The 21,410-nt window shown below is 44.8% G+C and carries 18 protein-coding genes, 17 tRNA genes, 2 rRNA genes and 1 pseudogene; 6 read left to right on the top strand and 32 right to left on the bottom strand.

Translation table 11 applies throughout. From position 1 onward, the window contains the following. Positions 1 to 51: 51 nt before the first annotated feature. A complete protein-coding gene (locus BUC05_RS00190) occupies positions 52 to 852 on the bottom strand; it encodes a MerR family transcriptional regulator (RefSeq protein WP_073303766.1) in 801 nt (266 codons plus the stop codon). Positions 853 to 1,098: 246 nt separating this feature from the next. Here BUC05_RS00190 and BUC05_RS00185 point away from each other — a divergent pair, with 246 nt between their 5' ends. Next, entirely contained in the window at positions 1,099 to 1,623 is a 525-nt protein-coding gene (locus BUC05_RS00185; protein WP_073303763.1) for a nucleoside/nucleotide kinase family protein, read from the top strand. 135 nt (positions 1,624 to 1,758) lie between these two features. Here the strand turns inward: BUC05_RS00185 and BUC05_RS00180 are convergent, their stop codons facing one another. From BUC05_RS00180 to BUC05_RS00165, 4 genes are all read right to left on the bottom strand, one after another. Further along, a complete protein-coding gene (locus BUC05_RS00180; RefSeq protein ID WP_073303760.1) occupies positions 1,759 to 2,190 on the bottom strand; it encodes a hypothetical protein in 432 nt (143 codons plus the stop codon). A gap of 23 nt (positions 2,191 to 2,213) precedes the next feature. Continuing rightward, complete coding sequence (locus BUC05_RS00175; RefSeq protein WP_244153282.1) at positions 2,214 to 3,638, bottom strand: MDR family MFS transporter; 1,425 nt, start codon at positions 3,636 to 3,638, stop codon at positions 2,214 to 2,216. Positions 3,639 to 3,776: 138 nt separating this feature from the next. Then, positions 3,777 to 4,223: an RrF2 family transcriptional regulator gene (locus BUC05_RS00170; RefSeq protein ID WP_011246241.1), complete on the bottom strand. Its 447-nt coding sequence runs from the start codon at positions 4,221 to 4,223 to the stop codon at positions 3,777 to 3,779. Positions 4,224 to 4,599: 376 nt separating this feature from the next. Beyond that, a complete protein-coding gene (locus BUC05_RS00165; RefSeq protein WP_235360739.1) occupies positions 4,600 to 5,214 on the bottom strand; it encodes a TetR/AcrR family transcriptional regulator in 615 nt (204 codons plus the stop codon). 147 nt (positions 5,215 to 5,361) lie between these two features. Here BUC05_RS00165 and BUC05_RS00160 point away from each other — a divergent pair, with 147 nt between their 5' ends. The 3 genes from BUC05_RS00160 (at position 5,362) to BUC05_RS00150 (ending at position 8,496) form a co-directional block, all read left to right on the top strand. Then, complete coding sequence (locus BUC05_RS00160) at positions 5,362 to 6,669, top strand: FAD-dependent oxidoreductase (RefSeq protein ID WP_063608250.1); 1,308 nt, start codon at positions 5,362 to 5,364, stop codon at positions 6,667 to 6,669. 78 nt (positions 6,670 to 6,747) lie between these two features. Beyond that, on the top strand, positions 6,748 to 7,011 hold the full coding sequence (locus BUC05_RS00155) for a Rossmann-fold NAD(P)-binding domain-containing protein (RefSeq protein WP_035204335.1): 264 nt from the start codon (positions 6,748 to 6,750) through the stop codon (positions 7,009 to 7,011). 327 nt (positions 7,012 to 7,338) lie between these two features. Continuing rightward, complete coding sequence (locus BUC05_RS00150) at positions 7,339 to 8,496, top strand: epoxide hydrolase family protein (RefSeq protein ID WP_035204329.1); 1,158 nt, start codon at positions 7,339 to 7,341, stop codon at positions 8,494 to 8,496. Positions 8,497 to 8,702: 206 nt separating this feature from the next. Here the strand turns inward: BUC05_RS00150 and BUC05_RS00145 are convergent, their stop codons facing one another. The 3 genes and pseudogenes from BUC05_RS00145 to BUC05_RS00135 all read right to left on the bottom strand — a co-directional run bounded on the left by BUC05_RS00145 (position 8,703) and on the right by BUC05_RS00135 (position 10,543). Then, positions 8,703 to 9,626: an alpha/beta hydrolase gene (locus BUC05_RS00145; RefSeq protein WP_035204327.1), complete on the bottom strand. Its 924-nt coding sequence runs from the start codon at positions 9,624 to 9,626 to the stop codon at positions 8,703 to 8,705. 102 nt (positions 9,627 to 9,728) lie between these two features. Beyond that, positions 9,729 to 9,878: pseudogene (locus tag BUC05_RS00140) on the bottom strand (ATP-binding cassette domain-containing protein); the annotation flags it as partial. A gap of 188 nt (positions 9,879 to 10,066) precedes the next feature. After that, a complete protein-coding gene (locus BUC05_RS00135; RefSeq protein ID WP_035204324.1) occupies positions 10,067 to 10,543 on the bottom strand; it encodes a MarR family transcriptional regulator in 477 nt (158 codons plus the stop codon). A 244-nt stretch (positions 10,544 to 10,787) separates the two neighbouring features. Here BUC05_RS00135 and BUC05_RS00130 point away from each other — a divergent pair, with 244 nt between their 5' ends. Together BUC05_RS00130 and BUC05_RS00125 are read left to right on the top strand one after the other, a co-directional pair. Continuing rightward, positions 10,788 to 11,189, top strand: coding sequence for a RidA family protein (locus tag BUC05_RS00130; protein ID WP_035204322.1), 402 nt, complete (start codon positions 10,788 to 10,790; stop codon positions 11,187 to 11,189). 24 nt (positions 11,190 to 11,213) lie between these two features. Continuing rightward, the gene (locus BUC05_RS00125) at positions 11,214 to 12,710 is read left to right on the top strand and encodes a monooxygenase (protein ID WP_035204319.1); all 1,497 of its coding nucleotides are present in this window, start codon (positions 11,214 to 11,216) and stop codon (positions 12,708 to 12,710) included. A gap of 312 nt (positions 12,711 to 13,022) precedes the next feature. On the opposite strand, the gene BUC05_RS00120 is transcribed toward BUC05_RS00125, so the two are convergent. The 24 genes from BUC05_RS00120 to BUC05_RS00005 all read right to left on the bottom strand — a co-directional run. After that, complete coding sequence (locus BUC05_RS00120; RefSeq protein WP_035204316.1) at positions 13,023 to 14,216, bottom strand: MFS transporter; 1,194 nt, start codon at positions 14,214 to 14,216, stop codon at positions 13,023 to 13,025. A 141-nt stretch (positions 14,217 to 14,357) separates the two neighbouring features. Then, positions 14,358 to 14,660 (bottom strand): ArsR/SmtB family transcription factor, encoded by a 303-nt coding sequence (locus BUC05_RS00115; protein WP_011246232.1) that lies wholly within the window; start codon positions 14,658 to 14,660, stop codon positions 14,358 to 14,360. A 67-nt stretch (positions 14,661 to 14,727) separates the two neighbouring features. Next, positions 14,728 to 15,144, bottom strand: a complete 417-nt coding sequence (locus tag BUC05_RS00110) for a TetR-like C-terminal domain-containing protein (protein ID WP_259406093.1) — start codon at positions 15,142 to 15,144, stop codon at positions 14,728 to 14,730. 162 nt (positions 15,145 to 15,306) lie between these two features. Further along, on the bottom strand, positions 15,307 to 15,708 hold the full coding sequence (locus BUC05_RS00105) for a DUF3021 family protein (RefSeq protein ID WP_051881209.1): 402 nt from the start codon (positions 15,706 to 15,708) through the stop codon (positions 15,307 to 15,309). A gap of 364 nt (positions 15,709 to 16,072) precedes the next feature. Beyond that, a tRNA-Leu gene (locus BUC05_RS00100) sits at positions 16,073 to 16,154 on the bottom strand. A 155-nt stretch (positions 16,155 to 16,309) separates the two neighbouring features. Then, the gene (locus BUC05_RS00095) at positions 16,310 to 18,694 is read right to left on the bottom strand and encodes a peptidase G2 autoproteolytic cleavage domain-containing protein (protein ID WP_051881208.1); all 2,385 of its coding nucleotides are present in this window, start codon (positions 18,692 to 18,694) and stop codon (positions 16,310 to 16,312) included. Between the two features lie 111 nt (positions 18,695 to 18,805). Next, positions 18,806 to 18,879: transfer RNA gene (locus BUC05_RS00090), tRNA-Arg, on the bottom strand. 26 nt (positions 18,880 to 18,905) lie between these two features. Further along, a tRNA-Leu gene (locus BUC05_RS00085) sits at positions 18,906 to 18,991 on the bottom strand. Positions 18,992 to 19,020: 29 nt separating this feature from the next. Continuing rightward, positions 19,021 to 19,094 (bottom strand) — tRNA-Cys (locus tag BUC05_RS00080). Between the two features lie 11 nt (positions 19,095 to 19,105). Continuing rightward, positions 19,106 to 19,177: transfer RNA gene (locus BUC05_RS00075), tRNA-Gly, on the bottom strand. A 3-nt stretch (positions 19,178 to 19,180) separates the two neighbouring features. Further along, positions 19,181 to 19,254, bottom strand: a tRNA-Gln gene (locus BUC05_RS00070). Positions 19,255 to 19,266: 12 nt separating this feature from the next. Continuing rightward, positions 19,267 to 19,343: transfer RNA gene (locus tag BUC05_RS00065), tRNA-His, on the bottom strand. Positions 19,344 to 19,373: 30 nt separating this feature from the next. Then, positions 19,374 to 19,447: transfer RNA gene (locus tag BUC05_RS00060), tRNA-Trp, on the bottom strand. 7 nt (positions 19,448 to 19,454) lie between these two features. After that, positions 19,455 to 19,539, bottom strand: a tRNA-Tyr gene (locus BUC05_RS00055). Positions 19,540 to 19,606: 67 nt separating this feature from the next. Beyond that, a tRNA-Thr gene (locus BUC05_RS00050) sits at positions 19,607 to 19,679 on the bottom strand. Between the two features lie 13 nt (positions 19,680 to 19,692). Next, positions 19,693 to 19,768: transfer RNA gene (locus BUC05_RS00045), tRNA-Phe, on the bottom strand. A gap of 12 nt (positions 19,769 to 19,780) precedes the next feature. Beyond that, positions 19,781 to 19,857, bottom strand: a tRNA-Asp gene (locus tag BUC05_RS00040). A 17-nt stretch (positions 19,858 to 19,874) separates the two neighbouring features. After that, positions 19,875 to 19,951 (bottom strand) — tRNA-Met (locus BUC05_RS00035). A gap of 305 nt (positions 19,952 to 20,256) precedes the next feature. Continuing rightward, a tRNA-Val gene (locus tag BUC05_RS00030) sits at positions 20,257 to 20,332 on the bottom strand. A 36-nt stretch (positions 20,333 to 20,368) separates the two neighbouring features. Further along, positions 20,369 to 20,443 (bottom strand) — tRNA-Glu (locus tag BUC05_RS00025). Positions 20,444 to 20,455: 12 nt separating this feature from the next. Continuing rightward, a tRNA-Ser gene (locus BUC05_RS00020) sits at positions 20,456 to 20,549 on the bottom strand. Positions 20,550 to 20,552: 3 nt separating this feature from the next. Further along, positions 20,553 to 20,627, bottom strand: a tRNA-Asn gene (locus BUC05_RS00015). An 11-nt stretch (positions 20,628 to 20,638) separates the two neighbouring features. Next, a 5S ribosomal RNA gene (gene rrf, locus BUC05_RS00010) occupies positions 20,639 to 20,754 on the bottom strand. A gap of 368 nt (positions 20,755 to 21,122) precedes the next feature. Further along, positions 21,123 to 21,410, bottom strand: a 23S ribosomal RNA gene (locus BUC05_RS00005); the annotation flags it as partial.

Raw genomic sequence — 21,410 nt, 5'->3', positions numbered from 1 at the left:
ATTTTGCACCTCCGTTTAATTGTGAGTGAACGATCACATTCTACGAAACTTTCATGATTCTCGGGTAATAATAGGAGCACTCGCTGTTAGCTCGCCTTGCTCAGTCAACATATATTTAGAAAAATAATGTGCCAATGCCTTATCCAACCATGCTGTCTCCTTTTCATTTAATGGCATCTCCACTAATTGGTCAAGTTGGGTAAGCTGTTCCTCATCCAAGTTTCTCAAATTGTCGATTGCCTTCTGATCAATGTAAGTCATTGCCCAGTTCACGTATGCACCGATCACGGTCTCAGCTTCCTGTGAATTGCTCGGACCATGCGATAATCGTTTCACATCTCGGGAGAAGCGCACCGTTTCCGCATCCATTTTCTTTAACGCTTCCGCTGACCGATCAAATAGCGTTTGTGCTGTATACTCGGATAGATGGTTCGCCACCCACTCTCGCTGCATATCTTCTTGGTTCATATTGCGAATCAGACTGAACAATAGCGGATGCTCCAATTGATCCTCAGACTGAACGATTGCCATCATACGGCTTATCAGTTCAAGAGATTGTTTTATCTTTACAAGCTTTACTTCAAACGCTTGCTGTTGCAACCTCAACGTCTCAACCAGAGATTGATCAAATTTTGGCAGTTTCAACAGTTCACCTATTTGGGTTAGACTAAAGCCAAGCGCCTTCAAACTCAATATTTTCTGTAATTCTACCATGTCCTCAATCTGATATACCCGATGCCCGTTTGCCTGTCTAAGTGGGTTTAAAAGACCTAACTCTTCATAATAGTGGAGCGTTCTCACTGGGACGCCCGTCAGTTTCGAACATTGACCAATTGAATAGGTTTCATCCATTTGACTGCCTCCTTTTATCCTGATTGTAATACCTACAGTAACTGTAGGCGCAAGCTTTATTTAGTATGGTTTGGTAGATAGAGATAGGAAGTCTAGCAAGTGACATTAAGTGCAATATAGCTTACCATTTTGGATGGAGAGGTGAATGATGAACAGAAAACGAGCCTTAGGTATATGCTGGTACCTAATTAGATTTAGCTCATATTGCCTTAAAACATTGAAATAATCCCGAATGGAGTTGAGTAAATGAGTGCTGAAGTTATTGCTATTAGTGGAGTAACTGCTGGAGGAAAGACGACTTTGGTTAATCAGTTAGTAAAGGAATTTCCGAGCGCATGTGCTTTTTACTTTGATCATTATGAATTCGAAAATGCCCCCGATATGAAAAACATTCTAAACAAACCAGCTGATTATTTTAATGCTTATAGATTAGATAGGATGATAAACGACTTGAAGGAAGCACAAGATAAATATGATTATATTTTTCTCGATTATCCAATCGGTTATGAAAACAAACAAATGGGTATGTACATAGATAAAGTCATTTATATAAAAACCCCCTTGGATATCACCTTTGCAAGGTATCTACTGAGAGATTTTGCGAATTCCTCTGGGAATGACATTTTAAAATGGGCTAAATGTTATTTAGAAGAAGCAAGACCGCTATTTATTACACATGAAGAGATCGTCAGCAAACATGCGGATTATATAATGGATGGCACTCTTGAAGCAGAAGAAAAAATAGCAAAAATCAAACAGTTATTAACCTAGAGATGATCTGACAAAAATCGTAGTGGAGACAAAAAACCCATTACATAAAAAAAGCTCCCTACAAAGTAGAAAGCATCTATGACCTTGCGAATTGTTCTGAATGAGGTTTTTTTCGGTCGTCACACGGCCCGGCTGCTAACCTTTTGGCGGCACTGCCGCGGCAGGGCGCTGCATGAATTTTGGGATTAACACCAACGATAATAACGCGACTGCAAAATGCAAGGGATTGGCCACGGTTCCAATATGAGGCTCCATCGGATTTGAGGCCGTGTTGATGGTCATCAGTACAGCCATTGCCAAACTCAAGATTGCATAGTATATTACTGCCCTGGACGATCTCTTTTGCCAAAAACGGTAAATGAATGCCCCTATTACATTAGCGAAAAATGCGGATAATGTAATCGAAAACCCATTCAACATTTCGAATTGAAAATCATTGGCCGCGATAATTCCCCAGGCCAGCAGATTAGATACAATGGCTGAAATCACTCCTGCCGCAGAACCCGCAATTAATGTTCTACCTATCGTAGCGGAACTGGCTATCTGTTGTTGTGTCGTTGTCTGCATGACAAGCAACTCCTCTCTTTTATTCACTTATTGGTATCATGTCCTTGTGTCGGAACGGCTGAATCAAGAAGCTGTGGCTTCCGCAGTGTAAGACTGAGAACGATACCTATGGCTGCCAATATTGCAGTCAATAGAAACGTATCACTGTAAGCTGCGGCAATACTTTGTAACTCCACATTCATAGTCGTCTCATTCATTCGAAAGGCTAGAAATCCCGTAAGCCCCGCTACCGCGAAAGATGTTATTACATGCTGCGCTGCTGTAGTGAGTGAAGTAACTCTTCCGACGAGATCAAGCGGAGCGGAATTGAGGACGTGAGTATTTAGCGCCATCATAATAAGCCCCATGCCGGAACCAATCATAAACAAGGGCAGCAAAAGCATCGTCAGCCCAGCCTCCGGTGAAACGTGCGATAGCCAGAAAAGCGCAGCCGATACGGCGGTTAAACCGATCAGCGCCAACGGACGGGCGCCTACCTTGTCAAACAGACGCCCCCCAACAGGCGTGAAAAGGATCGAACCGACCGCTTGAGCAAGCATGATCAATCCCGTATCAAGCGGCGAATATCCCCGAACAGTCTGGAGATATACCGGAAACAGGACCATCACGCCAAACAATGCAATTTGCACAAGCCATAAAAGCAGAATACCTCGTGTGAAATCAGAAGATTTGAACACACGCAATTCAAGCAAAGGCTGCCTGTGCCGCAGCTCTGTTACAATCAATCCGACCAATGCCGCGGCTCCGACAGTAAGGGCAACCACAGTGCGGGTGGACGTCCAGTCTACGGCCCCTTCGCCTACTCCAAAGGCCAGCATCGAGAAAGCCAACGGGGCCAGTATCATGCCAAGTGTATCGAGCTTTGGCACTTCACCCTGCGGAAAGGCTGGCAACCATTTCATCCCTAACGCAATGGCTATAATGCCAATCGGCAGATTAATGAGAAAAATCCATTGCCAAGATACATAATCGAGAAGCCAACCCGATAATACAGGACCGAGCGCAGGAGCAATCAGGATAGGGATACCTAGCACACCCATTACTTCCCCTATCTTATGGGACGGCGTCAGCCTGTATATCACCGCCATGCCAATCGGAGTTACCATGCCTCCGCCAATACCTTGCACAATCCGGAAAATAATCAATTGCTCAATGGTTTGCGCCATTCCACATAGTACGGATCCCAAGGTAAAGAGCGCAACGGTTGTTAAAAAAATACGCTTAGCTCCGAATTTGTCCGTCATCCAGCCTGCAAGTGGAATGACAGCAGACAACGCCAGGGTATAGCCGGTGAACGTCCACTGCACGACAGCCAATGTACTCCCAAACTCCTGTTGAAACTTTGGAAAAGCCACATTGACAATGGTGCTGTCCAGTATGACCATCACCATGCCAACGACAACGGCAATTAAAGGACCGATAATCGTTCGTATGGAAAAAGCCTGCATGTCAGTCAAATGAATCCTCCCTTCCATACTGTGATTTTTAAAATCACAGTTTAAAGTAAAAAAACTTGAGATATCTCAAGTTACATTATATTCATAAACTGTGTGTTTGTCAATCACAGTTTGGGGTTTAAAGTTATTTTAATTTCCCTCGTTGATTTTCTTGATCAAATCCGCTATTGTATGCCGCTCTAAAACCTGAATTAACTGTTTTTCCGACTCATTAATCACGGTAGTGAACATTTCCCGGGTTTCTTGGGCAAAAGGCCCGCTGGTGGTTGTATCAAGCAAACCCGTATAAAGCGGATCGACCACCTGAATCGCCCGGTATACATCAGCAAAAGAGATATCCTCCGGTTTTCTGCGAAGGGCATAGCCACCCTCTCGCCCTTCTCTTGCCTCAACGATTCCCGCCTTGACCAGTCGGGACAGGACGCGGCGCGTTAACGTGGCTTCACTGCAAACATGTTCAGCAATTTCATTGCTGGCACAATGCGACTTTTGCTGGCCGGACATGAACACGAGTGACTGAAGGGCATAGCCCAACCATTTGGGCGTTGCTGTTGGCGTGTATTTTTCAGTTGGCATTAAATTAACGTCACCTCATTACATTGAAAATCAGTAATTCTATTGTAACAGCAGACATCGACCGACGCCAGTTGTTGGCTCTTGTTTTATCCCACTTGTCACCTGACCCGAGTGGCAAAATTGCGGTTACGATAATCTGAACGCTCATCATGAGTCGACAATCGTAATCATTCCCAACACCATAGACCTAAAACTTCAAACTGAATTGATACTAAGTTGCTTCATGTCTCACCCCAAATTGAGGCACCATCAACTAAATTAAGTTATCCTGCCGATAAGCAGAGCAAGGCCGCCGATCGATCGACTGTAACCTCGTCCTGTTGTATTTATTTTGTTCTTATACCGGTAATTTTACATTCGTACTCCAGATGAGAATTCACTGTTTAGAAAAATATAAAATTGCCGGCAACACCACATGATCAACAATCTCTTCCAATTTTTGAGGCGACACCAATCCATTTTCAAGCATAAACGTATAGCGAATTTGCTCAAAAAGAATGAGTTTGGTCGCTTTAGGTGGGAATTTTGTGATTTCCCCCCGTTGTATGGCCCGTTGAAGAACGTCATCCATAATCTTAATATTGGATTTCGTTGCTTCGGCCAACATCTGGCCTGTCCGTTCTCGCTCCTGCTGGTTCATCATTTCGGAAAACAGCATTTTAAACAATCTAAACGGTCCATTGTTGGACTCCAAAATAAAATGTTGACCAACATATACTAAATGATCGCGGAGACTGCCCCTGTCAAAATCCAGATTCTCGAATCTCGCTTCTGCTTGTTGCATCCGTTGGCGGACAGCGGCAAACACTAAATCAAACGGGGTATCCCAATAACGATAAACCACTGAACGACTGGTATTCGCCTCACGAGCAATACGCGTAAAATTAATCGCACTATACCCTTCCGTTTCCAGCAGGCGATACGTTGCTTCATAAATATCATTTTGTAATTTGTCGCCGCGGCGGCGGCTTTTATTTGGTTCCGTCATCATTCTTTCTCTCCTTGTACGTTCATTATACACCAAACTGTATCTTAAATAAATAAGATTCACATATGTATCTAATTGACCTTTTAAGATACAATAGTGTATCCTAATTATAAAATAAGATACAGAAATGTATTTAAAGGAGAGGTAATAATGAAAACTATTGTTTTAGGAGCATCCCATGGAGGTATTGAAGCAGTTGAGGCATTACGAATGATGTGTCCAGAAGTAAACGTTCAATGGTATGACAAAGGAGACTTCTCCTCCACTTCGGCCAAGGATCTTGAATCCATTCAACAACAAGGAGTAACCATCTTCAGCAACACTGAAATAACGAAAGTAGAACCTGGCAAACACCAAGTGGAAATATTCGATCATGCGACAGGGGAAACGCGCAAGGAGGGTTATGACAAAATCATTTTAAGTCCTGGTGCAAAGCCCTTTATTCTTCCTGTCCCTGGACATCATTTAAAAAACATCGGTACGATGAGCAGTCGACAAGATCTATTTAATATGAGAAAACATGCTGCAGATCCAAATATTAAAAACGTTGTTATTGTTGGCGCAGGATACATTGGGACTGGAGCAGCTTCATTATTTGCCGAATCAGGGAAAAAGGTTACGTTAATGGACATCAACAATCGTCCTTTAAGCTCCTATTTAGATAAAGAATTTACGGATGTACTTGAAAAAGAAATGAAAGATCGAGATGTGGAATTGGTACTAGGCAACTCGATCACCGAATTTGTTGGCGATGAAAATGATAGAGTCATCGAGGTTGTAACTACAAAAGGCACCTATTCAGCTGACTTAGTCATCTTGTCTGCCGGTAATCGTCCCAACACGGAATGGTTGCGAGGCGCAGTGGAATTATGGCCGGATGGCAGAATTAAAACAGATGAATACATGCGTACAAGCGATCCCGATATTTTCGCCATTGGGGATGCAACAACGGTTTGGTACAATCCCGGTAAAATGCGGATGAATGTTTCATTAGGAACCAACGCGCGCCGTCAAGCACATTATGCAGTAAAAAATTTATTCGAAGCCATTCATCCGCTTCCTGGTGTACAAGGCTCTTCAGGTGCGCATATCTTCGATTATTATTTCGCTACAACTGGTTTGAATGATAAAACGGCAAAAAAGCTTGGCATTGAAATAAAATCTGTTTACTTGGAACAAGAGACGCCCTTGTTTTCTCCGGAGACGATCGTTATGTTCAAGCTGGTTTACGATCCAACAACTTTAGAGATTTTAGGAGGACAAATCATGTCTAAAGTTGATTTGACTGCTACTATTAATACGGTCTCCCTTGCGATTCAAACTGGATGCACATTAGAACAATTGGCCTATGCCGATTTCTTCTTTCAACCAGAATTAAATACTCCATGGAATGTAATAAATACGGCAGGATTAAAAGCATTACTACAGGAAAATTACTACAGGAAATCTAGTGTATGAAAAGGAAAAATCCATTGAACCGCCAGCCTTGGCCACCTGACTTCCAGAGCCAGGTGGCTGACTTTTTGAGGTTCATATTTGCTTCGCAAAGTATTTCTTTCGCTGAAGATTATCCAAACCCAGTTCGGAAATTTGTTCAGCCCCAGTGTCGGCGATCCGGATAAAATGGCGCAGCAGATTATTGGCCGAGTCAACCAGGGAGAGGGCCCGCTACGTATGGCGTTGGGCAGTGACGCCTATGACCAAATCCGGACAGTCCTTTTGGACAGACTGGCCGCTCTGGAAGCACAGAAAGAGCTGGCTTACTCCACGGATTCAGATGATGTGGTAAAACCCTTGTAAAGGACACCAAAAAATTCGGCATCCACGATAACTGGTATGCTCCTCTGCAAGTAGCCGGTTTATTTATTAAACTTGCTTACTTAAAGGGGAGCATTTTTAAAACTTGCCGTTACTTTGATACAGTTCTCCGTTTCAACTACAGAGCGGGTTACGGGACAAACCATCCGTGTTAATGGTGAATTCATTTAGGACGTGCTGAAAACTTTATGGTACGATTTGAGGAAACGATTAGAGCTTTCTGTCCGTTAAAATATTGATTTATGCCAGCGTATCACACCAGCTTGAGGGATATAATGACGATGTATTAAGAAGAGGAGAGAAATCATTTTGACGATTGAACGTTTTCAAATCCAGGTCTCTGATGAAATCCTGAACGATCTGCAATACAGAATCAATCACATCCGTTGGCCGGATCAATTGGAAAATGCGGATTGGGAACGGGGCACGGAATTAAATTACTTAAAATCGTTAGTTTCGTATTGGAGGGACCATTATGATTGGCGCGCACAAGAAGCCAAGTTGAACCGCTTCTCCCAGTTTCGCTGCAAGATCGATGGGATCGACGTGCACTTCGTACATGAACGCGGCAAAGGTCCTGACCCTTTGCCCCTGATTCTAACTCACGGATGGCCCGACAGTTACCTTCGTTACCACAAAATCATCCCGCTACTTACAGATCCGGCCAGCCATGGTGGCAACCCCGAGGACTCTTTTGACGTAATCGTCCCTTCATTACCTGGCTTTGGATTCTCCAGCCGCCCTAAACACCTCGGGGTCAACAATTTTCGTGTCGCCGAAATGTGGGCTAAGCTCATGACCGAAAAATTAGGCTACAGTAAATTCGCTGCCGCCGGCGGGGATATAGGCTCCGGTGTGACTAGATACCTGGCGGCAAACCATCCCGAACGGTTATACGGAATCCATCTGACCGATATCGGGATTATCCGAGATCTCATAGCTTCATCTGACCAGGGCACGCTTTCGGAAGAAGAACGGCAATACAAGAATAAGGCTTCGGCATGGATGGCTCAGGAGGGCGGCTATATGTCCATTCAATCGACGCGCCCCCAAACCCTCGCATATGGACTTTCCGACTCGCCCGTAGGTTTGGCCGGTTGGATGACGGAGAAATTCCGATCATGGAGCGATTGTAACGGCGATCTTGCGCAAAAATTCAGCGAGGATGAACTCCTTACGCATATTATGGTGTATTGGGTGACGAACACCATAGGATCGACAGCGCATATGTATTATGATAATGCGCATTCTTTGCCGCCAATCGGCTACATCGAGGTTCCGACTGGCCTTGCCCTATTCCCGGCGGATATCCTGTTGCCGCCTAAGGAATGGGCCATGCGCAACCTGAATGTAACCCGCTGGACTTCGATGCCTCGCGGCGGACATTTTACCGCTCTAGAGGAACCAGAGCTTTTTGCCGATGACATTCGCGCATTCTTCAGATCTTTTAGAACGAAAAGCTGGTGAATCAGAACCGTTTCGAAACAAATCTAAATACACTGTCTAGCAGATAATAAGAAAAGTAGATAGATCGTGGTCATCCCCTGATCCTGCATCATGTTACCGCTCAGTTCCCCTGTCGGGAAACGAGCGGCTTGCTCTTGACCTTGAAGGCACCTTTGGCGGAATGACAATCCTTATCAACCACGGTTTTGTTACAAAAGGTATTTACTTTAATTAAATACCTTTTTAACAAAGTCAATAAGCTTGGACTTTAAGGCATCACCGTGCTCTCCCCTATGGTACATATCTGTGCCGTGATAACCACTCTCATCCACAATTAGCTCTTTATCCGTTGCTCCAGATGCTTGATATAATTGGCGCACTTCTTTTTCAATTGAGCCTCCATAATCGCCAGGTGAAAAAACAAACATGGACGGTGCTTTAATCTTCTCAACGCTCGGCATTGAATCAAGGGGCCCACATTGTGCAGGAGAAGAAAGAATAATCAGCCCCTCAATAGGCAGCGCCTGACGAACGCCTGCAATGATTGCTGTACTACCGCCACATGATGCTCCTGCCAAAAATACTCTTTTTGCACCCAATCGCTCGAGTTCACCTAAGGCTGCATCTGCATCACGATCTATATTCTGATTATCCTCCGGAAAATTCTGTGAGGCACCGTGATTACGATATTCAGGAATAACAACCAGATACCCACTGTCAGCCAGTTCAGTTCCCATGTCTAGAAAAGAGCAAATGTTATAGCCTTGCTCGTGTGCAAGCAGGACTCCTTTATCTCCACTGCCAAGCACAAGTGCAGACAGATACACCCCATCACTGGTTGTTAATGTAGTTGCTTTATTTCGCAGCTCATCCGGAACACAAGTATTCACAAGATGCCCGTTAGAAGACTTCACCGAACGGTCCGGCCAGGCAGGATCATAATCAACCGGTTTGTTTGGTGGTATGTCCTTCACTTCGGCAACTGGTGTTTCAGGTACAGCATTTTCTACAGATTTCGTATTTTGAGGTTGATCAGATAAAGATTGATTTTCATTTGAAGATATAGGCATTTTGGTGGAGCATCCTGTAATCGTTAATAATAAAATGAGCAATACAAATACCATTTTTGTTCTTTTAGAAAATACGTTCATTGATTTTCTACACCACCAACTATTACTGAAATTATAAGTGATTATTGAGCCTATTCCATTCGTTCTACTACAAACCCGTTCTGCATACAGATTTGGGTTAAGGTCCGCGTCCAATGTCACCTTGCCATCCGTAACTTCGCATTTGGGATGGCCCATTAAGGCCGAAGCCAATGTGCTTTTTCACGTCCCATTAGACCCCATAATCGCATGAATCTCGCCGCCATGAACCTCCAGTGTAAGCCCTTTTAAAATCTACTTCCCGCCAATCTTGGATCTTAAATCCTCAATCTTTAAGGTTGTCATTCTCCCTAACTTCCCTTCCCTAGAGTTATTCGGCACGCGCCAACAAATCACTCATAAATTTTCCGATCGTTCGTAACTCCGTCTCAGAATAGGATTCGAAAATTGGTAAAAACTTTTTTCTGGTTTCTTGAGGTACGTCAGCAATAGAAGTCAACCATATCCCCAAACAGCTGTTTGATAAATTCAAGCTCACGTTCGTTGTATCTTTCCAAAAACTCGTACATCCGTTGCTTTTCCTTCACGTGGAGCTCCTCATGAGCAGCAAACAGCTTTTTGCCGACAGGCGTTAGCCGAAAATACACTTCCTTTTTGTTATCGTTGAGTTGGGCTTTTCGCACCCAACCTGCTTTAAGTAATTTATTTGTAATTTTGGAGGTATTCCCTTTGCTTACATTTATCCTTTCCGCGAGGGTTGTGACATTGATTGGCTCCCATTCACCGATACACGCAATCGTGTGCAGTTCCGTCATATTCAAAGTGAATTCCGATTCAATATGCTTCCGGATATCCTCCAGGTATGTGGCAGTTATTCGAGTTTCATATTGCTCTTTTCGCTCAAGAAACTGAACGAATAATTCATGAATGGCGTTTTTGTTTTTATTGGCAGTATCCATGCTTATGCTCGCTCCTTGACTTATTTATTATATTATATCATAGATTGTTTTCTGGGAAACAAAGAGAAACAAATGGATATGCTTATGTTGAGATGGGGGTTGACAGGATAAAGAGTGACCCAGTACACTATTATTGTTTCATATGAAACTAAAATTATATATAACCTTTATCACGCCTTTTTTTATAAGCAATAAAAGAGTTTCCAAAGAAACAATAATTAATGAAGGAGGTGCATACCGGCCTATGGAAATCGTGAATCCAAAGACATTGACGGAAAAGGTTACATCTGTCATTTCTCATGTTGTGGTAACGACTGCCTCCAAACTGGCCTTCATCTCAGGTCAGGTTTCTGTGGATGAAACAGGATCATTGATCGGTTCAGGGGACTATTACACGCAAGCGATTCAAGTGTTCACCAATCTCAAGTATGCATTGGAAGCCGTGCGGGCGGATCCATTGTACATTGCAAAAATGAATATTTTTGTGGTAAACCACAACCCGGAATTGATTTCGATTATTTTCGAGGCAGGATTTCATGTGTTTGGCCCTAACTGGCCGAAGACAGCAAGTACCTATATAGGCGTTCAAGCGCTAGCCGATCCTGAATGGCTTATCGAAATAGACGCTATCGTGATCTTCCCATAATGTTTAAGAAAAGAGGTTATTGATATGAAATATGAAGTCATCCTTATCGGTGGCGGTCCTGTCGGCATGATGTTGGCTGGGGAATTGGCATTAGCCGGTGTAAAGGCCTGCGTCATTGAGCGACTAAAGGAGACAACTCCTTATTCACGGGCGCTTACCGTACATCCACGCACCCTGGAAATTTTAGATATGCGTGGAATGAAATCACAATTAATCAAGCAAGGCCGTTTACTTTCGAGAGGCCATTTCGCCGGACTAGAAACCCCCTTAGATTTCTCGGTATTGGATTCCTCTTCCAATCACACTCTCTTTTTACCGCAGAGTGAGACGGAGAAGGTGCTGGAGGAATGGGCGCTTAGCCTTGGCGCAGAGGTCCGGAGAGAGGTTGAGGCTCTATCTGTGCACCAGGATGAGGATGGGGTTGACGTTAAGATCGCCGGGCCTCATGGAGAAACAACATTACGATCAGCTTATGTGGTAGGTACGGATGGAGCTAGAAGTTTGGTTCGCAAACATGCAAATATATCGTTTGAAGGTACAGACGCGACATTCACGGCTATTCTGGGGGATGCCGTTCTATCTGATTTGGCTCCTATGAGTGTCATCTCCCGGATTACAGAACAAGGCTTGGTCAGCATCATGCCGATCAATGATTATTTCTATCGGGTCTTGATGATCGATATGGAGAGACGTAACATCTCTAAGGATGAACCCGTAACATTGGAAGAGTTTCGTTCATCGCTCATCCGTACAACCGGAAGCGACCTAGGATTGAACGATGTGAAATGGATGTCCCGTTTCGGAAATGCGACGCGGCAAGCGGGACGCTATCGGAATGGTCGAATGTTCTTGGCGGGAGATTCGGCGCATATTCATTTTCCGGCTGGTGGACAGGGAATGAACGTTGGCTTACAAGAAGCGATGAACTTAGGCTGGAAGCTTGCAGGGGCAATCAAAGGCTGGGCTCCGGACTGGTTATTGGACAGTTATCATGCCGAACGTTTCCCATGGAATACGGCTTTGCTCCGGAATACCGAAGTCCAAACCATGCTTCTGGATGTGACTCCTCCCATCACGGAACTGCGAAGCATGCTGGCTGATCTGATTCAAATACCGGAGGCTAATTATCAAATCGCTGCACAGATTTCCGCCCTAGATGTACATTATGCACCCGACGCCGAAGCCCCTTCCCATCCTTTAAACGGGAAACGGTTCAAGGATCTTCGCTTAAAGCTGAAAGACGGGCAATTGATAAACGCCTATTCGCTCCTGCACAAAGGTACTTTTCTTCTGTTGCATTTCCATTCTAATGAACAGAATAGCAGTCAATGGGAAACGTATAGCAACCTTCAAGTTGTACATGCCTCTTTGGCTGATGCTGATGCGGATTGGAACGACGTCCATACAGCGCTTATTCGGCCGGATGGACATATTGCCTGGGCGATTTCTTTATCCGAGCCAAATCCAATGCAAACCATAAACGAAGGAATCACTCGCTGGTGCGGAGACATTACGGATTAGGAATTCATTTGAGGTGTGTAACCGCCTCCCTACCCAGCTAGGGCCAGGTCTGTAGATGATTGAACAAGCACTGTCCTTTCCATCAATGGAATCAAGTTCTTGTCTTCAGGTTAGGATAAAACTGGATTCCTTAAATTCTTCCAATTCTGCAGAACCCATCATCACAGCCTTGATCCTGCGCTTTACCACTATTTGTGATACGGTTCTCCTCGTGTCTTTTAGTTGTCATGCATCATCTTCCGAAACTAGAAGATGATGCATTTTAGTCGTTTGCCATCAAGTGCAACTTCAATTCATTAATTGCATGCCTTTTTAAACTTCATCCAGATACTCTCCGATACCTTGACTGCCGGCACTCATTCGCGCCCTCAAGAACGTCACTATTACGATCGCAATAGCGACTCCAACCACTCCGACCCATGTAATGGATGATAGAGACACTCGGTCGACCATAACGCCTCCGATTGCAGCACCCGCAGCCATGGACAACTGCATCATGGATTGGTTCAGACTTAGCATGATTCCAGAATAATTCGGTTCAATCCGAACTAGATTGACTTGTTGCGTTGGACCGGAAGACCATGCCGCAAACGACCACAAAATCAAGAGGATGACAATCGGCAGCCATGCATGCGTATAGGTAACGGTTAAAGAGAGGAGAAGCAGCGCTATGACGTGCAAGAGCATCCCCCCTGACAGTGTCGGGAATACCCCCCATTTATCCGTGCTGAAACCGCCGAATTTGGATCCGAGCAGGCTAGCGATGCCGAACGCCAACAGCACTCCACTCAGCATCCCTTCTTTCAATCCGGCAACATCAAGTAGATACGGTGAAATGTAGGTGTAGGCAATCGAGTATCCGCCGAGCCAGAAAAAGGTAATCGCAAGCCCTAGCGCTACGTTTCCTTTTTTCAAAAGGGCAAGTTGTTTGGACAATGGAATCGGTTTATCCCCTTGAATTCGAGGGATGATGGCGTACAGAACGAACATAGCCACCAGACCGGCCAGTGCCAATATACCAAAAACAGCTTTCCATCCAAACTGTGCTGCAACGATACGTCCTAGAGGCACGCCGATAATCAAGGAAGCCGTAAAGCCCATGACCACGGTAGCAATCGCGCTTGCTTGTTTGCCTGGAGCAGCAATTTTTGCGGCGATGTCCAAAGCAGTTACCACGACCATTCCCGCGCCTAGAGCCATGATGACGCGAGCTGCGAGAAACGATGCATAGCCAGGCAAAACGAATGACAGTACATTCCCAATTACGAAGATACCTAGCGCCCAAACCAGCAGTTTTTGTCTTTCCACCTTAGCAGTCAACGCCATCAGGATCGGGGTACCAATGGCGTATACAAAGGAAAAAATCGTGACTAACTGCCCCGCAGAAGTAACGGAAATACCCATTGTATCCGAGATTTTATCTAAGATGCCAGAAATAACGTACTCTGATGTACCCACTAAAAAAGTAACTAAAGCCAATAAATAGACTTTCCACGTGTTAGACAATGCATTCACTTCTCCTTTTTTTATTGTTTTTACAGTTACCGATATGAGGATCCTTTTTAATTTACATATCGCGATATGTCGATATGTAAGGCCGAAAAACTGAATACGTTTAAGGTATTCAGTATCAGTATTCAGTTCAGATTAGAGTTTCTGATTCAAATATGCAGCCAACTCACTGATCTTCTCTTCATCTCGTTTGTAGTACGTGTATTTGCCGATCCGCTCAGTTCGAATCAGTCCGGCCCGTTGTAGAATGAACAAATACTGCGATGCTGTCGACTGTGTCATGTTCAACTTATCCTTCACTTGACTGACACACACCCCGATTTTCCTCATATCCACTCCTTCATGGGGCACAAAATGTTTTTCAGGCTCCTTGAGCCACTGTAAAATCTGTAATCTCGACTCGTTAGACAACGCTTTGAATACTTCAATTGGATCCATGCCTTTTATTATATCTACATTTTGCGATATGTCAATCCTAATTATTTCGCTTCTACTCTCGCTCATTTTATTCCTCTATGGCGATGCCGGCAGCTCTTAAGTGCCCATAGGCAACGATTTTACTAAACTGAGATGAAACCTCCTCTGTAGAAAGGGGCTTATCGTTTTTAATCCACCAAATGACAATTCCCATGAAAGCCGATCCGAGGTATTCGATCAGCAATTCATTGGATATCGCTAATGGGGCGTTTTCCTGAGCAGGTTTCCACCCCTCCATTAATTTATCCTTAATGATCGTCTCCATTTTCGCTTGAAACGGATAGATTCGATTCTCTTCAATTAACATGGAACGGTAAAAGGTCATGTTTAGAGAAATATGCTCCAGTGGCGTTTGATAACTTCTCCCTTTTTTATTTGCTGTGCTTTTGGATAAAGGGTTTTTTAAGTATCCGAAGCGAACGATCAGTACGTGTAGGCAGTTCATACAGTGCCTAACAAGTTAAAGGAACAGTAGGAAACAAATCAGCATCTAAGGATTCATACTGTAAAGATTACATTGGTTATATTTATGTGATGTTATGCGGGAGCACATCCAGCTAATATGGTACCGGTAGCCGGGGTATTACATTTATTGTAAATCCTTTTATTATAAAGATTCACTCTTTTCTTCTTTGGATTTATTAAACTTCTTGCACAATTTAATAATAAGAAATGAAGAAATAAATAAAATAAGACCAACTTCATTAAAATGGAAATACACCTTTAACACATCCATAAAAGAATTTAGTGGATAGGAACCGTATAGAAGTAAAACTGGAAACACTGTAATCAGCATTGCCATATAATGAACAATAATTTGCTTTATAAAGCTCCATTGTTTTATTTGATATATCACGCTGGCTAGACCTAGAAAAAAGATTACTAGACTATAAAACAGAAAAGTTTTTGCCGTGGCTGCAGATCCATGTAACATATTCCATATTGAAATTATTAATAGAATAACAAAAGGAACTAAACCTCTAATCAGCCCTTTAAAAAATAGTTGCATTATAAAATTCCTCCATTACCTACCCATTTTACTTCAGATTCCCAAAGAATTTTCTAGATTATTAACTTTTATAAATTATCACAAATATTTAAAAACTCCAAAAAGTATACTGTGTAACCGCACACAGGATGATAGTGAATCCTCTCATTACTTTTAAGCCTTCGCATAGATGTTGCTTCTTTCTAGCTTCGTTTTGTTTGGCCAATATTCCTCCTGGCCCTGTACCTTTTTTCTCTCTTTATTGTACAAAAAAGCCTGCCGACTGTCTCGGTAAAATCGAGACTTTGTCGACAGGCTGAAGCTCCCTACAAAGTAGAAAGCTCTCGTGTAATAGGCATTGCTATTACTTAGGTTTGGCACCTAATACCGGTGGTCGGGGTCGAACCGACACTCCCGAAGGAACACGATTTTGAGTCGTGCGCGTCTGCCAATTCCGCCACACCGGCCCATTTTTTGAGAAGCTAGGTTGCTCTCATCAACTGACAAGAACTAATATACCACGCATTGGTAAGATGGTCAATACTTTTTAATAAAAAAATAACCATCAGTATAAAATAAATTAGAGAGCAGCAAAAATGCTGCTCTCCTATACAATGAATGGTTACTTGATAAAACACAAAGCGACACCATATCCCTTGTCCTCATCGTACGCTTTTGTAAGACGCATGACTTTTATCGGTCCATTTTCTCCTGGCACGCCTATTCCACCGTTGGCTTTTACATAATCTCCTGGCTGGACGGAGTCAGAGACACGGACGTGAATTTGGCCTGTTAGCCCGACGATATTCCACTCTTGGCGTTTACTGCGTGGAGTGTAAGGCAGGCTTGGATCATATTGGGGATTTTCTAACGGCAGTTCAACAACCTCTTCTGTATACGTAGGAAGCGTATTGCCGTCTTCATCGACATCATACGTGCGGATTGTTTGTGGCTCATAGACCATGCCGCCAAACTCGTTAGTTAAATATCGGCCTTGCCAATAAAGTGCCGATTCTCCAAGGACCACCCCTGCTGTTTCAGAAATAGCGCCAAGAATATCGTCTCCTTCCTCAGCCACGCGGATTTTATCTCCATCAAGAGTGACAAGCAGGCCAGTGGCAATGGGGTTTCCATCTATGCTTTCGAAGTACTCGGCATAATCGGTAAATGTCTGTGCACTTGAAAGCGTGCCCGCAGCTCGGACTGTACCAGTACGGCTATTAAGCTCCCACTTGATATTGGCGCTGCTTGGGTTGCCTGAAGCCCCATACCCGCCGACTACAGAATAGCCATTTGGGTTGGCTACTAAATTACTCGCAAGTACCATCGAGCTAAACGCCCCTCCTGACTGGCCAGCAACCGCGCCGCTGGAGCTAAGGATGCCGCTCCGAGGCCCTTGCGCCCGTGAATTGCCTGCACTTCCTAGGACGATTGCCCCTTCGCCAACTGCGTGGGAATTAGATGAGGCAGCCACCATCGTTTTAGAAGCTGAAGCTGTTGGCGACGAAGTGCTAGCAAGTATGATCGATTGTTCGGTGGAAGGTGCCCCTGTACTTGAAGCAATCCGTGCGCCTCCTTTAATCACTGTAATTGGCTCTTTATAGGCCACACCACCGCTGCGGACAGCATACTTGTATCCAGTCACGGATACACCGCTAATGTTGACAGAGTTTGTCGCCGCTTCCACTGCATTTTCTCCCTCTCCCTTAGAATTAATTGCATTGACATTGGAAATGGAGACGTTGCTATGTCCGCTGCCGACGTATATTCCGTTATTTTTGCCTGCATCATAAATATGAATATTTGACAAGGAAATGTGGTCGCCACGGTTTCCTCCACCAAATACAATGATAGCGTCGCTGGCGTTATGAAAACGGCTTACGTTAATGCCGTTAAGGGATACATTTTTCGCTTTATATTGAATCGCAATGACAGGCGTATTGCCAAAGTCGTAGGATAGATCGCCAATTGCCGTAAAGTTGGTAATGCTAACATTGGTATAAGCGCTAATCACAAGAGCACGGGGATCTGTATTGTTCTGGAACCCCCTTTTTTTGTTTGGGTGCAGCGATACGAGATTAGTAGCCGTAATATGATAGGCCGTTTTTGAGTCAGGATCATCGCCGGTATGATGGCCGATATGGCGGAAGTTATAGCTACGTGTGTCTTCCCTAGAAATATGCCCAAGAATATGGACATTGTTCGCTGCACTGGAGTTGGCATGGGCTTTAATTTCAATACCCCCATAACAACCCATAGAGTAATTGTTTGATAGAAGCACATGGCGGCTTCCGTCATCGATCTCAATTCCATTTGCATTTCCTCTACTGTTAGGTTCATAGGCATAGCAATTGGAAATGGTGATGTATTCACTATGGTGAGTGGTAAATCCATCATCGATCCAGTCAGTTGCTTTACAGCCATCAATCCAAACATATTGGGAAGGCCCCGAATCAACGGTCCCATCTCCACCATAGTGGTAATCTAGACCGGTCGACGTAACGTCAAATCCATGCAACGTGCTGTTGTAGGCAAATACATCCTTTACCCAGCCGTACTTTACACCATGGAATGTTAAGCAACTGGAACGGCTACCTCCGGCTGGCTCTACACCCCTTCTGCGGTTACCGTCTAAGCTTAGATGACGAACGGCAATATACTCGGCACCATTGTCCTTATCCTTTACCGACACCGTCCATTCATAACTTGGCGCATGATTAGGCGTTTGGATCGTTGTTAATTCCATCCCTTGCCCTTCTAACACGGTTCGACTTGGTAGCTTGACAGTGGCATAATACCGTTTTGGCCCTAAAATCAGTTTGACATTTCCGTCGCCTAACGCTTCTTCAAAATACTTCGTTTGGTCACTTTCTTCTTCCCCTTCAGGAATAAAGTCATCGATGTAAACTATCCTTGCATCCTCAATTTGTTGCAGCGTTTTCGTCAAATGCTCAAAAGCCTTGTCCTCTTCCTTTGCCTCGCATGTTTCCCATTCGTCGTTTTTCATAAAGGAAAACGCCTCCTTCTTTTATTCTGCTAGTAAAAAGCAGTTACGTTTAAAAGAGAAGGAAGCCATCTAAAAACAAAAAAACTGACATTAAAAATGTCAGTTTGCATACGCGCCCGAGAGGATTCGAACCTCTAACCGCTTGATTCGTAGTCAAGTACTCTATCCAGTTGAGCTACGGGCGCAATTTTCTTCATGTCGTTTCATAAGATGCCGAGGGCCGGACTCGAACCGGCACGGTAGTCACCTACCGCAGGATTTTAAGTCCTGTGTGTCTGCCAATTCCACCACCCCGGCCTATCTAGGACTACAACTTATTTTTAAATTGGAGGCGGCAACCGGATTTGAACCGGTGATAAGGGTTTTGCAGACCCGTGCCTTACCACTTGGCTATGCCGCCGTAAAAACTAAAGCGGAAGACGGGATTCGAACCCGCGACCCCCACCTTGGCAAGGTGATATTCTACCACTGAACTACTTCCGCATATGGCTGGGCTACCTGGATTCGAACCAGGGATCACGGAATCAAAATCCGATGCCTTACCGCTTGGCTATAGCCCATTGCTATTTAAATGGGGCGGCTGATGGGAATCGAACCCACGAAATGCCGGAACCACAATCCGGTGCGTTAACCACTTCGCCACAACCGCCATATTGATACATGCTTAAACGATTCAAGTTGGCAGGGGCAGTAGGAATCGAACCCACACTGGAGGTTTTGGAGACCTCTGTTCTACCGTTAAACTATGCCCCTATGAAAATGGTGGAGGGGGACGGATTCGAACCGCCGAACCCTGAGGGAGCGGATTTACAGTCCGCCGCGTTTAGCCACTTCGCTACCCCTCCAGTTTCAAAAGACAATACTTATCATATCCATAATTGATCAAAATGTCAATGATTTTTTGATAAGTGATGCCGGCCAGAGGACTTGAACCCCCAACCTACTGATTACGATTCAGTTGCTCTACCAATTGAGCTAGACCGGCCCAAATCGTATGATGGTGGCTCGAGACGGAATCGAACCGCCGACACACGGATTTTCAGTCCGTTGCTCTACCAACTGAGCTATCGAGCCCTTCTACTTAAATGGCGGTCCGGACGGGACTCGAACCCGCGACCTCCTGCGTGACAGGCAGGCATTCTAACCAACTGAACTACCGGACCATTTTTTGTTTTTGTATTGGTTGCGGGGGACGGATTTGAACCGCCGACCTTCGGGTTATGAGCCCGACGAGCTACCAGACTGCTCCACCCCGCGTCGTTAGGAATAAATGAAATTTTGCTGTACTATTGGTTGATAGAGGAGGCTGTCTCTTCCTCTGCTAGCTTTTTCGGGGATGTTTGGTGCGTCGAGACAACTCGCTTGCGCTCGTTGCTCCACCCCGCGTCGTTAGGAATAAATGAAATTTTGCTGTGCTATTGATTGAAAGAGCATGGCTGTCTCTTCCTCTGCTAGCTTTTTCGGGGATGTTTGGTGCGTCGAGACAACTCGCTGCGCTCGTTGCTCCACCCCGCGTCGTTAGAAATAAATACAGATTTTACGTTACTCTAATTTGATTGCGATGGTGGAGGATGACGGGCTCGAACCGCCGACCCTCTGCTTGTAAGGCAGATGCTCTCCCAGCTGAGCTAATCCTCCATCATTTCCTACAATTCTATTTATTCTCTTCAAAAATGGTGACCCGTACGGGATTCGAACCCGTGTTACCGCCGTGAAAGGGCGGTGTCTTAACCGCTTGACCAACGGGCCTTTTATGTATGATGGCGGAGAGCGAGGGATTCGAACCCTCGAGACGGTTTTACACCGCCTACACGATTTCCAATCGTGCTCCTTCGGCCAACTCGGACAGCTCTCCTAATGGCTCCACAGGCAGGATTCGAACCTGCGACCGATCGGTTAACAGCCGATAGCTCTACCACTGAGCTACTGTGGAACGATATGTAAGCCCGGCAACGTCCTACTCTCGCAGGAGGAAGCCTCCAACTACCATCGGCGCAAAAGAGCTTAACGGCCGTGTTCGGCATGGGAACGGGTGTGACCTCTTTGCCATTGTCACCGGACTCTACTTCAGATAAGCTTCGGATTTCTTCGTCCAGTTCGTGTCTCTCAGTCGGTCACGTACGTTTGGGTACGCTCCCTTCTTCGAGCACTCCTGTCCTCGAACTCCTCGCTTCTCTTCGTAGTTCTTTTTTGACTTCAGATAAGCGGTGAATCTCTTCGTCTTGTTCGTGATTCTTCTTCAGTCACGTACGGTTGTACGCTCCTTCAGTCGAACACTTTCAATCCTTGACCTTCTTGCTTCTCTTTGTCAATCGCTTTGCTTCAGAGGCGGCGAATGACTTCGTCTGCACTGAAGCGTAAGGATGAAAAGAATGGGTGATTCTTTCAAAACTAAATCCGAAATAGACTCAATTGTCAAGAATGTATATAGGATAAGTCCTCGACCGATTAGTATCAGTCCGCTCCACGTGTCGCCACGCTTCCACTTCTGACCTATCAACCTCATCATCTCTAAGGGGTCTTACTGGCTTACGCCATGGGAAATCTCATCTTGAGGGGGGCTTCATGCTTAGATGCTTTCAGCACTTATCCCGTCCATACGTAGCTACCCAGCGATGCTCCTGGCGGAACAACTGGTACACCAGCGGTATGTCCATCCCGGTCCTCTCGTACTAAGGACAGCTCCTCTCAAATTTCCTACGCCCGCGACGGATAG

The sequence above is a fragment of the Shouchella rhizosphaerae genome, assembly GCF_900142675.1.
GTDB lineage: Bacteria > Bacillota > Bacilli > Bacillales > Bacillaceae_D > Shouchella > Shouchella rhizosphaerae.
This window is presented reverse-complemented; position numbering and strand designations above follow the sequence as displayed.

Excerpts from the sequence above, each read along its gene's own strand:
- BUC05_RS00105 (WP_051881209.1), bottom strand. The coding sequence starts at position 15,708 with ATGCAACTATTTTTTAAAGGGCTGATTAGAGGTTTAGTTCCTTTTGTT.
- BUC05_RS00135 (WP_035204324.1), bottom strand. The coding sequence starts at position 10,543 with ATGGATACTGCCAATAAAAACAAAAACGCCATTCATGAATTATTCGTT.
- BUC05_RS00115 (WP_011246232.1), bottom strand. The coding sequence starts at position 14,660 with ATGGATCCAATTGAAGTATTCAAAGCGTTGTCTAACGAGTCGAGATTA.
- BUC05_RS00175 (WP_244153282.1), bottom strand. The coding sequence starts at position 3,638 with ATGCAGGCTTTTTCCATACGAACGATTATCGGTCCTTTAATTGCCGTT.
- BUC05_RS00160 (WP_063608250.1), top strand. The coding sequence starts at position 5,362 with ATGAAAACTATTGTTTTAGGAGCATCCCATGGAGGTATTGAAGCAGTT.
- BUC05_RS00180 (WP_073303760.1), bottom strand. The coding sequence starts at position 2,190 with ATGCAGACAACGACACAACAACAGATAGCCAGTTCCGCTACGATAGGT.
- BUC05_RS00125 (WP_035204319.1), top strand. The coding sequence starts at position 11,214 with ATGAAATATGAAGTCATCCTTATCGGTGGCGGTCCTGTCGGCATGATG.
- BUC05_RS00190 (WP_073303766.1), bottom strand. The coding sequence starts at position 852 with ATGGATGAAACCTATTCAATTGGTCAATGTTCGAAACTGACGGGCGTC.
- BUC05_RS00095 (WP_051881208.1), bottom strand. The coding sequence starts at position 18,694 with ATGAAAAACGACGAATGGGAAACATGCGAGGCAAAGGAAGAGGACAAG.
- BUC05_RS00110 (WP_259406093.1), bottom strand. The coding sequence starts at position 15,144 with ATGAACTGCCTACACGTACTGATCGTTCGCTTCGGATACTTAAAAAAC.
- BUC05_RS00130 (WP_035204322.1), top strand. The coding sequence starts at position 10,788 with ATGGAAATCGTGAATCCAAAGACATTGACGGAAAAGGTTACATCTGTC.
- BUC05_RS00145 (WP_035204327.1), bottom strand. The coding sequence starts at position 9,626 with ATGAACGTATTTTCTAAAAGAACAAAAATGGTATTTGTATTGCTCATT.
- BUC05_RS00170 (WP_011246241.1), bottom strand. The coding sequence starts at position 4,223 with ATGCCAACTGAAAAATACACGCCAACAGCAACGCCCAAATGGTTGGGC.
- BUC05_RS00165 (WP_235360739.1), bottom strand. The coding sequence starts at position 5,214 with ATGATGACGGAACCAAATAAAAGCCGCCGCCGCGGCGACAAATTACAA.
- BUC05_RS00185 (WP_073303763.1), top strand. The coding sequence starts at position 1,099 with ATGAGTGCTGAAGTTATTGCTATTAGTGGAGTAACTGCTGGAGGAAAG.